The sequence below is a fragment of the Methylobacterium sp. 4-46 genome (assembly GCF_000019365.1).
In the GTDB taxonomy this organism is placed as follows: domain Bacteria; phylum Pseudomonadota; class Alphaproteobacteria; order Rhizobiales; family Beijerinckiaceae; genus Methylobacterium.
On sequence record NC_010511.1, the window covers coordinates 6677001 to 6689560 of the forward strand.

The window sequence follows — 12560 nt, forward strand, 5'->3', positions numbered from 1 at the left end:
CGTTGCGAACCAATTCGTCGGATTTCGTATGACTGGGAGCGCTCGACGCATGGACCGGCCAGATGACGTGATTGCCAAAGTGGCCAGCATCTATGCCCAGGTGCTCGACTTGCAGGTCGTTGGCCCGGACGACGATTTCATGACCCTGAACGGGGACTCGCACCAGGCCGTCCTCCTGGCGCTCGAACTCGAAGCGGCCTTCGGCGTGCCGGTGCCGGTCGAGACGATCGGCGACCTCGGCACGGTCCGCCGCGTCGCGACGTGGATCGCGGAGCAGGCCGCCTCCGGATCGGGGCGGGACACGCGATGACGGAGCTTCAGCGGCGTCTCGCGCGCTGGTCCGCGGAGCGGCCGGACCGCCTCGCCTTCGCGTTCATGCCCGACGGCACGACGGTGACCGACGCGCTGACCTTCGGCGCTCTCGATCGGGACGCGCGCGGAGTGGCCCGCTCGCTGGGGGAGGTGGGCGCCGGCGGCAGACCTGTGCTGCTCCTGTGTGAGCCGGGTCCCGCCTTCGTGACCGCCCTGGTCGGCTGCCTCTACGCGGGCGCCCTCGCCACCCCGGTGCCGGTGTCGCGGCGGCGCGCCGGCGTGGCGCGGCTCGCCGCGGTCGCCCGCGATGCCGATCCGGCCGCGATCCTGGCGACCGTCGACCGGTCGGCCGTGCCCGACGAGCGGCTCGCGGCCGCTCCCTGGCTGCGCGTCGACGAGGCGGCGCGCAACGCGCCCGCCGCCGTCTCCGCCGTGGCGGAGGACCATCCCGCGGTGATCCAGTACACGTCGGGGTCCACGACCTCTCCGAAGGGCGTTGTGCTCAGCCACGGCAATCTGGCCGCCAACCTGCGCATGCTCCGCGACGGCTTCGGCGCGCACGAGTCCAGCCGCTATCTCAGCTGGTTGCCGCTTTTCCACGATATGGGGCTGATTGCCCACGTGTTGGCGGCGCTCTACAACGGCGGTCCCTGCTGGTTCGCACCCCCATTGAGCTTTTTCAGGCGGCCCGAGACCTGGCTGCGGGCGATCGCGCTGCATGGGGCGACGATCAGCGGTGCCCCCAACTTCGCCTACGAGAGCTGCGTCCGGCGCTTCCCGACGATGCAGCTCGACGGTCTGTCCCTCGCCAGCTGGGAGGTGGCGTTCTGCGGTGCCGAGGCGGTGCGGGCGTCGACGATGGAGCGGTTCTCGGCCCTGTTCGCGCCCTACGGCTTCCGCGCCGCGGCGTTGCGGCCCTGCTACGGGCTGGCGGAGGCGACGGTGTTCGTGACGGCGGCGCGCGGCGTTCGCACGCTGCCGGCGACGCAGTCGCCGACCGCCGCGCCCCTGGTGTCCTGCGGCACCCCGTCGCCCGACGCGACGCTCGTCGTGGTGGATCCGGAGACGCTGCGGCCGAGGCAGGACGGCGAGATCGGCGAGATCTGCGTGTCCGGCTCGCACGTCGCCAAGGCGTATTGGCGCCGGCCGGCCGAGAGCGATGCGACCTTCGGGGCCGAGATCGAGGGGCCGGACGGGCCGGTGACGGCTCTGCGGACCGGCGATCTCGGCCTCCTGCGCGACGGTGAGCTCTACGTCACGGGCCGCCTCAAGGACGTGATCCTGGTGCGCGGCGAAACGATCCACGCCGAGGACGTCGAGCAGGCGGTCGGCGCGTCGCATCCCGAGCTGGACGGCCTCTGTGCGGCGTTCGGTCTCGAGGTCGACGGGGAGGAGCAGGTCGTCGTCGTTCAGGAGGCGCCCCGAGGGGGCTTTCGCGCCGCGCCCGAGACGCTGATCGACGCGGCGGCGCGGGCGGTGGCGGACACCTTCGGGGTGCGCCTGTACGACCTCGCCCGGGTCCGAACCGGTGCGATCCCCCGCACGACGAGCGGCAAGGTGCAGCGAGGCCGCTGCCGCGCCCTCTACGCGTCAGGCGAACTGCCGCTGCAGGGCGGCGGCGTCGGCCACCTGTCGCTCGGGCGCAACCAGCGCCCGCGCTGACGCATCGGCGCGGAACACGCCCGCTCCGTCCAGGAAATAGCGCACCTGACCGTACTTGCTGAGGAAGTGGACGACGAGTCTCAGCGTCGACGGCTTCGCGCCGGCCGCGCGCACGACCTCCCGCACCATCTCCGCCTCGCGCGGTCCGAGCGCCGAGACCCGCTTCATGATCCGGAAGAACATCGCGGTTCGCTCCGATCCCGCGTCGTGGCGGCGCACCGGCGCGTAGGCCGTGCTCCTGAGCTGCGCGATCATGCGCAGCATCCGCGCCCCGAACGCCTCCGGCATGTAGGCCGCCGCGCACAGGTCCGCGACGCCGTCGAGGAGGACGCGACGGGACATTCCGGCCGGCACGATGTTGGTCGAGAACGGACTCGCCGCCGCCGTTTCCCAGGAGGCGCCGAGCAGCCGCCCCTCGCGCGCGAGGCGGCGATAGAGGTCGGTGGCGTGAGGGGCGGTGAGCACGCCGATGTTGAGTTCGGGGATCGGCGCGGCATCGAAGAACCCCCGCATCTGGTCGAAGATCCCGGCCGAGTCGTGGTCGAAGCCGACGATGATGCCCGCCTGAACCGCGATCCCCTTCTGGAGGATCGCAGCGATCGCGCTCTCGACCGGCTGCAGGAGGTTCTGCTTCTTTCCGGTCTCGCGAAGGCTCGCCTTGTTGACGGTCTCGATGCCGACGAAGAGGATCCGAATCCCGGCCTCGTGGCAGCGCTCGAGAAGATCCGGGTCGCGCGCCACGTCGAGCGAGGCCTGGGTCAGGAACAGGACCGGATCGGCCTCGTGCCCCGCGTTCCAGGCGGTCAAAGCGTCGAGCACCTTGCGGGCCCAGGCGCGGTGGACGGTGAAATTGTCGTCGACCAGGAAGATCTGCCGGAAGCCGGCCGCATAGAGCGCATCCAGTTCGGCAACGATCTGCGCAATGTCTTTGTGCCGCTGCTTGCGGCCCTGGTATTGGATGACATCACAGAATTCGCAGCTGAAGGGGCAGCCGCGCGTGGTCTGAAGCGCGCCCGACGACGCGCGCTCGACGGGATAGAGGTCCCAGCGCGGGACCGGGGACCGGCGGATGTCGGCCTTGCCCCCGTCGTAGCGGTCGCCGGCGCGTCCCGCCGCGATGTCCGAGAAGATCTGCGCCGCGATCTCCTCGACCTCGCCCGTCACCAGGATGTCGGCGTGCGGCCGCATCTCCTCCGGAGTCAGGGTCGCGAACGACCCCCCGATCATCACCGTCCGGCCGCGCCGGCGGAAGGCGTCGGCGAGTGCGATCATCCTGTCACGCTGGGACACCTTGCCGGTGATCGCGACGACGTCGACCTGCGCGTCGAGATCGACGGCATCGATGCTCTCGTCGGTGATCCGGATGTGCCAGTCGGCCGGCACGAGCGCGGCGAGCGTCACCACCGTGAGGTCGGCGACCTGCACCCAGCCGCGGGCCTCGTCGCCGAAGAACTCGGCCGTGTGATAGCTCGGTGCGGAATTGGCCGGATTGACGATGTAAATGGCGGGCATGGTCGCTCCCGTTCCGGGCCGCTCTCGGCGATGATGTGCCCTGGACCGGGCCGGATGCGGGGGACGAGCCGCCGTGCTCGGCACGCCCTGCCGACCCGGAGGCAGCGATCCCGGGCCCTCGTCCCACCGCCCGCCGCCGCGGCGATACCAGCTCGACGGCGCCGTGGCCAGTGTCGTCGGCGGCGTCCGCTCGGACGCAGCATCCACCGCGGCGCGAGGTCCTCGCCCGTCGGCGCCGTCGCGCCGGGGGCGGGCCGTCGCGCCGCTCCGGCCGACGGACGAGGGCCGCGCCGCGGGGCAGGATCCGCGCCGTCCGACCGGGGCGCGACGGTGTGCAGGGTCGGACCGATCATCTCTGCGCTCACGGCAAAATCACCGGCCTGAAAGGCTGTTCAGGTGATAAGCCCATAGTTTTCCGACTCTTTCAGGGTGCATATGGTGATCTGACGGATCTTCGTTCCTGTAATACTCAGAAATGACGCCGGTGTCCGGATCAAGCAGGTCCGATGTCAGGTCGATGAAGGCGCATTGCCGTTGCGCTGCGCCGGATCTCAGACGGTCATTGTATTCGATGGTGAGCGCAGTGCGGTCCTTCAGAGTGGCATCCACTTCCTTTCGGAAATTCGCGATGTCGCCCCAGACGGTTCCATCCCTGATGGTGGGCAGTGCCGCTCCTGTGATGACGACGTCGCTGTGCCCGGCGCCGAGAAGCCGGTCGACGAACGAAAGATATGCGCAGACCGATTCCCGCAATTGGTGCTCTATGGTCTCGGCGTATGTCTTCGCGCGCCACCAAATCACGAAGCCGCAATCGACTTCTCCGAGCTGGATCAGCGGGATGGTCCCGGGGCGAGGCGGCAAGAGCGAACGGGAGAAGATCTCGAGCGCGTGGGTCAGGCTGTTGGGATTGCGCATGCCTACGGCCGTCGCTCCCGGAACTTCGGTGAACCGGCACCGGCGAGACAGCCAGCCGGCCTTCGCCGCGTGATCGATCGCGGCGACGTGGCTGTCTCCGACGACGTGCCAGACTCGCTGATCGCCGTGATCGGCCGGACAATCCGTCATCTCTCGCCCATGCCTGTTGGATGACCGCGCCGTGGAGAGGCACCTCGGACCGACGATCAGGACATCTCCGCGGAGCGACCCGCGCGGCGATCAAGGGCCGGTCACGACTCGCCCCGTTCCGCCGTGACGGGCCACTCGCCGAGCCTATCCGCAAATGCGGCAGAATTACAACAGATTGGTTGAAATTCAGACCCTCCGAGGCGGGCCCGCGCAATCAGTTGTACATGGTCAGCGATGGGGAGAATCTGCAATGCGCAAATCAGCTTTACCGACCTTCATCGCTTGCGTGGCGGGTTTCATCCTGTGCCAAGCAACTCACGCGAATGCGCAGGCGACGCGCACCTGGGTGTCGGGCGTCGGCGACGACGCGAATCCGTGTAGCCGGACTGCTCCATGCAAGACATTCGCGGGAGCGATCAGCAAGACGGCGAATGACGGGATCATCAGCGTGTTGGATCCGGGCGGATTCGGGTCGGTCACGATCACGAAGTCGATCACGATCCGGGGCAGGGGCGCGGAGGCGGGCGTGCTCGCGTCCGGCGTTCAGGGCGTGGTCGTCAATGCGCCGAACGCGACCGTCTCGCTCGTCGGCCTCAGCATCGATGGTGCCGGCACCGGCACCAGGGGCATCAACGTGATCAGCGCCGCGCAGGTTACGATCAAGGATTGCGAGATCTCGAGATTCACGGACGCCGGGATCTATGTCAGTTCGTCGTCAAACAGCCGCGTGATGGTCAAGGACAGCATGGTACACAGCAACGCGCGCGGCGTCGTCGCGATCGGAACCAACGCGACACTGGCCGGCGTCGTACTGGATAACGTGGTTGTAGACGCGAGTTCGACCGCAAACCTTGTGGCTGATCAGGCGGGCGGCATCATCGCGTTGAGGCGCTCGACGGTCTTGGGAGCTCCCATTCTCAACACGAATGGCGCGACCATTCGCAGCTATGGCGATAATGCTCTCAATGGCGGGACACCGAATTCGGTCACGCCCCTCCAGTAGGAGGCGCGGACCGGGCGCGCGAGGGCGGTGCCCGGCGCCGCGCTCGGCCGCGGCCCGGGGCCGCCCCGGGCTACGGGCCGCCCGCGTCGCCCCGGGGCCTGCGTCGCTCGGGTTGCGGCCCGAAGCCTGTTCGCGTTCCTCGACGTTGCCGCGCGACCCTCGGCGCCGCCGGCGCCCGGGGACGGGCGCGGGGGATCGCCCCGACCCGGCCGCGATGGCATGAACGGCCGCCACCGACATCTTTGGGTTGTCGTGTGATGTCGACCGTGAGCCGACCGGCGTTCGGCGAGGATCCGCGTCTCGCTACAGGATGTAGGTGTACAGGTGGTCGATCATTTCGTTCCTCGACACGATCTCGCCGAGCAGGTCGAGATCGCTGCCGAACCCGGCCTCCGAGTCGGGGCGCCCGGTCCGCTCACACGCGTCGATCTGACAACTGTAGCCGAAATGTGCGAAATCGTCACGATATAATTCGCTGACGGTTGTCGCGGTACCTTCCTCGTAGAACCTGCTCCAATTGCCTATGAGAGATTTATTCTCTCGCGGGATCGTCAAGCTGTGATCGCCCAGCCTGAGTGCTAAAGACTCGACGAGTTCCTCGAACTTCTCAATTTTGAAAATATTGTTATATTTTATTAGATCACTCAATAACAGATCCTTCTGGGGCCTGACATGGACCTCACGGCTCGTGAAATCTTGGAAGTTATCAGATAAATATGTGACGAACGATGAAAAATGCGACTGCAAGTCGTGGACATCGCCTATCCGGCCGAAGCGGTCAAACAACTCCGAGTAGCCTGGCTCATTGGTAAGGATCTTGCTGCAAAAAAATGAAAATAGGCGACTGTAGGGATTTCGGCTTATCGCAAATCTGTACCAAGACGCTCGATTTTCAAGTATTTCATCTAATTCAGGCATAGTAAGTTCGAGAAAAGTCGGAATATCCAGATATTTTCTCTGATGAATGAGCATGCCAAGTTTGGATTCTTTATGATAGGGCTTTCTCGCTCTCGGATCGAACGTGACGCCTTCGAGCGAGGAGAAGAACGACTTGAGAGACGTGCAGGCAACCTTGGGGGTTTCGATATAGACCAGCTTGTGTCTCCTGGAGACGTAACTGCCGTAAGCCAGCCTGGCGGTCGCGAACCAAGGTTCATAGCCCGCGCGCTCGGCCAAAGTCGCGATGCGGTCGTGAACGGCTCTGTTGTAATCCGGTCTGATCGTGCCGTGCGACGGCGGCGCTTTCTCGAGAATCCTGATGGCTCCCGATGCGGAGGTGCAGCGCAGGTCTTGGCCGTGCGGGCCCTCGGGGAGGGCGCATCCGGGTCCCGTCCGATCGTCGAGGTCCCCGTGAACGATGACTCTTGCGCCGGGAGCAATCAGCGGCAACCAGGCCCGCAGATCGTCGACGGCGCCGCTCTCGCCGGTGCCGGCGCACATGAACAAAAGTCCGACTTGGCATTTCAGCACATGCGCCGCCTGCCGAGAGTCGAGATCTATCTCTACAATATATCGTAACGGGTCCGGCCTCTCGCACGAGGAATCGGGCGCATCGCTGCCGCTTGTCCGAGACAGGCCCTCGACGGGTGCGGCGTGCGGGCCCTGGGGAGCGATGCGATAGATCAGCGTTCTGCTTTGCGGCGGCCTGCGCGCCACCCCGGTCGCGAGCGCGAGTGCCGATTGCCTGCTGCACGATCTCAGGTCGACGATGCAACCGCTTTCCACCAGCGCCGCTTGCTCCGTAAGGAGCAGCGTCTCCTCGTCGGATAGAATGCTACTGGTATCGGAAGACTCATCTTGCATCTGCTTGCATGCCGATCGCGATAATGCACCGTATTTGCCCGGATTGCGGATAGGCGACTGGGCGATGTAGCACTATAGGGTGCGGACACGGTCAGTACCAGAGCCCGATCGCGGCGGCGAGCGCGACGTTAGGGGCCGGCTTGTCCCAGCGTGTCGAAGCGAGTGGCGATCCCGCGACAATCCTCGGGGCGGCAGAGGGCGGCCTCGGTGCGCTCGCGGTCGCGGCGCTCGCCGGGGAGGGGCCTCGGCCTGCGAGCCCGCGGACCGGGGACGATCGGGGTGATGCCCGCCTTCCGCGGATGAGCCCGCAGCCGGTGGGCATCGTGGCCCTCGGCGGCGATCGGGCACGGCGCCCACCTGTCGAGGCGGGTGTGGCCCGCGGCGCGATGGTCCTGCGCTCCCGGGCCGTCGCGCTGGCGCATTCCCCGACGCGGGGGCCGCCGGTTCGGCGCAGACAAGGCGGCGCGATCGGATCCTGCTCTCGCGGCCGGGCCGATCGCGCGGCACGACCCGCCGATCAGCGCCCACGGCTCAGCGGCGCGCGGGACCCGCCCCGGGTTCAGGCCGCCGGCGCGGCCGCCAGCCGGTGGGGCAGGTTGCCCAGGATCGTCTCCGGCGTGAGCGGCCGGCCGGTCGCGGCGCGCAGGCGCAGCAGGGCGCTCTGGCGGAAGCGCGGGTCGCCCGACACGTCCGGCCCCGCCCAGTCCGGCACCGCGAGGGGCGCGGCCTCGTGCTCCAGCTCCACCTCGGCCAGGATCAGGCCCGCGAGGTCGCCCCGGAACACGTCGACCTCCCAGAGACGCCCCGCATGCGGCACGCCGTAGCGGGTCTTCTCGATCAGGCAGCCCTCGCAGACGCCGGCGAGCAGCGCCTCCCCGTCCGCGGGCGGGATCTCGTACTCGAATTCCTGCCGGCCGAGCCCCTGGCGCGGCCCCTTCACGGTGAGCCAGGCCCGGCTGCCGTCGAGGCGCACCCGCACCTTGCCGCCGTTCGCCTGGCTGATCAGGCCGTCGCGCAGGTGACGCGGCGGCGTCGCGGCCAGCCGCCACCGGCTGTCGGCCACGAGAAACTTCCGCTCCACTTCGAACCGCATCGGTCCCCGCGCGCCGTCATCCGCCGCGGGGCGCGCCGCCCCGCCGCGAGGCCGCTTACCACGGCCGCCCCCGGCTGGCACCTCGCTAGGTGTGCTTCTGCAGGTGCACTTCGGCAGGTGCACCGCGGTAAGGTGCGCCCCGGCGCGCCGCGCCGTCGAGGCCCGTCCGCCGCGGGGCACGGCCGCCCTCGGCGGGCGCTCCGGGGCGCCCCGCCTCATACGCCATCCGGTTGATTGCGTCGCCATCTCCCATTTCGGCCATGCGGATGTCGGCTTCGCTCAGGCGCCGCGCAGGCTCGTGATCCGGGATCCGCTTCGATCAAGCGGATCCCGGATCAGGAGGGGCCCCGGCCCGCGGGAGCCGCGCTCTCCGGCAGACCCTCGCCCCGGCGGGCCTGCTTGGCGGCCGCGATCCGCCGCACCAGGGCGAGGTAGGGCTGGCCGATCCGGTCCCAGCCGTAATCCTGGGCCGTCGCCCGCGCGCCGGCCCGCAGGGCGGCCACCCGCTCCGCGTCGGAGAGGACGCGCCCGATCGTGGCCGCGATCTGGTGCGCCAGTGGCTTGATGAAGTACCCGTTCACGCCCTCCAGCAGGTAATCCTCGATCCCGCCCACCGCCGTCGCGAAGACCGGCAGGCTGCAGGCCATCGCCTCCATGCAGACGAGCGAGAAGGTCTCGTAGCGGGAGGGCAGGACCAGCGCGTCCGCCGCCGCGTAGAAGGCCGGCGCGTCCGAGCGCGACCCCGCGAAGATCACGTGGTCGGACCAGGGCCGGGCGAGGTCGCGGTAGGGGGCAGGGTTGTCCGACCCGACCACCACCAGCCAATAGTCGGGCCCGAGCAGCCGGAGGGCCCCCACGGCGTGGGCCAGGCCCTTGCGGGCGAATTCGTGGCCGACGAAGACCAGGAGCTTGGCCTCGTCGGGAATGCCGAACTCCGCCCGGATCGCCCGGCCCGCCTCCGGATCGCCGCGGAACCGGGCGAGGTCGATCCCGTTCGGGATCACCTCGATCTGCCGCGCCGGCACGCCGTGATGCACTTGCAGCTCGGTGCGCACGCGCCGCGAGACTGCGACGTAGCGGGCGTAGCGCCCGCCGGTGATCATCAGGCGGTCGCGCAGCGCCACCCACAGGTGCATCGGGTTGAGCAGCCAGCGCCAGCGCCCCTCCTGCCGCTTCTCCTGCAGGCTCGCGGCGTTGACCGCGTGGACGACCAGGATGTCGCCCGCGAGGCTGTCGCCGTGGCTGATCACCACCGCCCCGCGGTGGCGCCGCAGGGCCAGGGAGGCCGCGAGCGTGAAGGCCGGCACGACGAGGAGGCGGCCGAGGTGGCGCAGCGGTCCGCGGGTCGGGATCCGGGCGAGCCAGGGCGCCACGGTCTCGACGGTGATGCCCGCCTCGACGCGCCCGGCCACCCGGTTGGCGATCACGTGGTTGGGCACCCCCGCCCGCGCGAAGGTGCGGGCGAGCTCCCAGGCGACGGTCTCGGCGCCGCCCGCGGCGCTGAATTCCTGGATCACCTGCACGACCTGCGGCGGCGCGGCCGCGCCCGCCGGGGAGACCCGCGCCTCCCGCTCGCCCCGTCCGGGCCCCCCGTCCCGCACCGAGACGGGTGCCGCTTCCAGCTGATGATCGGCCGTCATCTCAGGACACTCCACCATCGAAACCGCCGCTCGGCTGTGTCGAACCGGCACGCGGACGGAATCACTGTTCCTGGATTGCAAGTCCGGTGACTCGGACCGGCATCCGATCCTGATGAGAGCGGGCTTCTCTCTCGAATGCTTGCCAAGGTCTCTTGCCAAGGTCTCTTGCCAAGGTCTGAATCCGCGGGCGCCTTCGAGGAGATGGACGGCCCGGTGCTGGTGCATCCCGGGCCGTCGCGATCACGCTTGGTCGGCGAGCGGCACCGGCCCGGGCCGGGGCGCGCTCGCCCGCGCCCGCGCGGCGGCCGCCCAGGCCTGCGCGAGGGCGCCGGCGACGGCCTCCTGGGTGAAGCGCTCGGCGACGTTGCGGCGCCCGGCGAGGCCCCGGGCCGCCCGCTCCGCCGGGTCGGCCGCGGCCTCGTCGAGCACCCGCGCCAGGGCGGCGGGGTCGCGCTCCGGCACGATCCAGCCCCCCGGCCCGACCACCGACGGGATCGCACCGCAGGTCGAGCCGATCACCGGCACGCCGCAGGCCTGCGCCTCGATGATCACCCGCCCGAACTGCTCGCGCACCGCCTTCGTGGTGCGGGTGAGGAGGACGAGCGCGTCGCGCTCGCGCATGAACTGCGCCACGCCCGCCGGCGGCGCCCAGGGCGCGAAGCTCACCCGGTCGCCGAGCCCGAGGGACGCCGCGCGGGCGCGCAGGCCGGCCTCGTGCGGGCCCTCGCCCATCAGGGCGAGCTCCACCCGCGTCCGGCAGCGGGCCATGGCGTCGAGGACGTCGTCCAGCCCCTTCTCCTCCACGAGGCGCCCCACGTAGCCGAGGCGCAGCGGCCCGCCCGGGGGGCGGGGCGCCGCCGGGAGCTCCGCCCCCGGCCGGAAGGTCGCCGCGTCGACGCCGTAGCCGATCGGGCTGACCGGACCCGCATAGCCCCCCGCGCGCACGACCTCCGCCGCGTCGGGGCTGCGCGCCAGCACGTGGTCCGTGCGGGAGAGGGTGAAGCGCCGCACGCCCTCGAAGGGGGGCGGGAGGCGCTTGAGGATGTTCTGGTCGACCTCCAGGACCAGGGCGGCCGGCCCGCGCAGGAGGCTCGCCTGGAGCGCGACGAGGCTCCACGGCTCCTCCCAGAGATGCACCACGTCGGGCTGCAGGCGCCGGATCAGGCGCCGCATTCCCGGATAGACGTGCAGGTACCAGCCCATCGGCCCCGCCTTCGGCAGCCGGATCGGCGCGACGTGCACGGTGACGCCGGGATCGTCCGGGGGATCGGCCTCGATCACCCGGCCGAACTGGTGCCAGCGCGCCGGCACCAGGAGGTGCACGTCGAGGTCCGGGCGCCGCGCGAAGGGCGCGTAGCGCAGGCGGCCCGCCTCGCGGCTGACGGCCGGGTGGGCGATCGAGAGGACGCGCAGCCTGTCAGTCACGGCCAAGTACCCGGGCGAGGGCGCCGGTGGCGCCGGTGAGATGCGCCTCGGCGGCGAGGAGGCTGCGACGGGCGCCGTTGAGCGTGTTGCGCGGCAGGCTCCAGGCGTCCTGACCGCGGCGCACGAGGCCCTTGCGGGTGGTCGCGGCGCTGGAGAAGCCCGCCCGGCGCGCCAGCGCGAAGTCGCGCGGGCCGCAATCCCCCCGGCGCCCGTACGGGAAGGCGAAGTGGCGCGCCTCCCGCCCGAGCCGCGCGCCGATCCGCTCGCGGCACTCCGCGATCTCGCGGAAGGCGGCCTCGGGGTCGAGGGCGGCGATGCGGGGATGGCTCACCGTATGGCCGCCGATCTCCACCAGGGGATCGTCCGCGAGGGGCGCGAGCATCTCCCAGGTCACGGCGTGGCGCCAGTGCATCGCCTCCTCGTCGACGCCGTTGAGGCGGCAGAAGGTCCGGTAATGCGCCCCGGCCCGCGGGCCGTCGAACGCCGCCGCGAGGCGCGCATAGGCCGCGCGCTTGGCCGCCGGGTCCGGCAGCGGCAGGGAGCCCCCGGGCAGGCGCACCGCGTCGCGCGCGCGCAGCACATCCTCCAGCCCGGCCCCCCAGAGCGGCAGGGTTCCGTCCGGGATGCCGGTGGTGAGGAACAGCGTCACCGGCACGCCGTGCCGGCGGAACAGCGGCACCACCGCCTCGACCGTGTCGCGGTAGCAATCGTCGATCGAGACGTTGACGAAGCGGCCGCGATGGTCCGGGTCGGCCGCCCGGCGCAGGGCCTCGTCGAGGGTGACGACGTCCCAGCCGGTCGCGCGCAGATGGGTGAGGAGCCGGTCGAGATAGCCGAGATCGAGGTGGAAGCCGCGATTCGGCATGTCGGCCCAGTCCTCCGCCCGGACCGCCCGGTGGAAGGTCAGGAGGCAGCCGCGGGGCCCGAGCCGCGCGCCCGCGCGGGCCGCCAGGGCCCGGGGCAGGGCGGCCGGACCCGGCGCGAGGGCGTCCCAGCCGGGCAATCCCGGCAGGTCCCGGCGGGCCGCGGTGAAGGTGGGCATCGC

The 12560-nt window shown here is 70.3% G+C and carries 10 protein-coding genes; 3 read left to right on the forward strand and 7 right to left on the reverse strand.

The genetic code is table 11. From position 1 onward, the window contains the following. Window positions 1-49: 49 nt before the first annotated feature. Window positions 50-310 carry an acyl carrier protein gene (locus M446_RS38390; RefSeq protein WP_012335732.1) on the forward strand — a complete coding sequence of 87 codons (261 nt, stop codon included), beginning with the start codon at window positions 50-52 and terminating at the stop codon, window positions 308-310. Continuing rightward, window positions 307-1974 (forward strand): fatty acyl-AMP ligase, encoded by a 1668-nt coding sequence (locus M446_RS29365; RefSeq protein WP_012335733.1) that lies wholly within the window; start codon window positions 307-309, stop codon window positions 1972-1974. Before M446_RS38390 ends, M446_RS29365 begins: the two co-directional genes overlap by 4 nt. Here the strand turns inward: M446_RS29365 and M446_RS29370 are convergent. Together M446_RS29370 and M446_RS29375 are read right to left on the reverse strand one after the other, a co-directional pair. Then, window positions 1903-3693 carry a radical SAM protein gene (locus M446_RS29370; RefSeq protein WP_265576459.1) on the reverse strand — a complete coding sequence of 597 codons (1791 nt, stop codon included), beginning with the start codon at window positions 3691-3693 and terminating at the stop codon, window positions 1903-1905. The two genes, M446_RS29365 and M446_RS29370, sit on opposite strands and share 72 nt — an antisense overlap. Window positions 3694-3858: 165 nt before the next feature. Then, the gene (locus tag M446_RS29375) at window positions 3859-4551 is read right to left on the reverse strand and encodes a hypothetical protein (protein WP_012335735.1); all 693 of its coding nucleotides are present in this window, start codon (window positions 4549-4551) and stop codon (window positions 3859-3861) included. 250 nt (window positions 4552-4801) lie between these two features. Between M446_RS29375 and M446_RS29380 the strand changes: the two genes are divergently transcribed. After that, window positions 4802-5554 (forward strand): right-handed parallel beta-helix repeat-containing protein, encoded by a 753-nt coding sequence (locus M446_RS29380; RefSeq protein ID WP_012335736.1) that lies wholly within the window; start codon window positions 4802-4804, stop codon window positions 5552-5554. Window positions 5555-5857: 303 nt separating this feature from the next. Here M446_RS29380 and M446_RS36050 read toward each other — a convergent pair whose 3' ends face one another. The 5 genes from M446_RS36050 to M446_RS29410 form a co-directional block, all read right to left on the reverse strand. Continuing rightward, the gene (locus M446_RS36050; RefSeq protein WP_012335737.1) at window positions 5858-7357 is read right to left on the reverse strand and encodes a sulfotransferase family protein; all 1500 of its coding nucleotides are present in this window, start codon (window positions 7355-7357) and stop codon (window positions 5858-5860) included. A gap of 559 nt (window positions 7358-7916) precedes the next feature. After that, complete coding sequence (locus M446_RS29395; RefSeq protein WP_012335739.1) at window positions 7917-8450, reverse strand: CYTH domain-containing protein; 534 nt, start codon at window positions 8448-8450, stop codon at window positions 7917-7919. Window positions 8451-8785: 335 nt separating this feature from the next. Continuing rightward, window positions 8786-10090, reverse strand: coding sequence for a glycosyltransferase family 4 protein (locus tag M446_RS29400; RefSeq protein WP_012335740.1), 1305 nt, complete (start codon window positions 10088-10090; stop codon window positions 8786-8788). Window positions 10091-10330: 240 nt separating this feature from the next. Further along, complete coding sequence (locus M446_RS29405) at window positions 10331-11515, reverse strand: glycosyltransferase (RefSeq protein ID WP_012335741.1); 1185 nt, start codon at window positions 11513-11515, stop codon at window positions 10331-10333. Further along, complete coding sequence (locus M446_RS29410) at window positions 11508-12557, reverse strand: polysaccharide deacetylase family protein (protein ID WP_012335742.1); 1050 nt, start codon at window positions 12555-12557, stop codon at window positions 11508-11510. The genes M446_RS29405 and M446_RS29410 overlap by 8 nt, the downstream gene beginning before the upstream one ends. Window positions 12558-12560 lie beyond the last annotated feature (3 nt).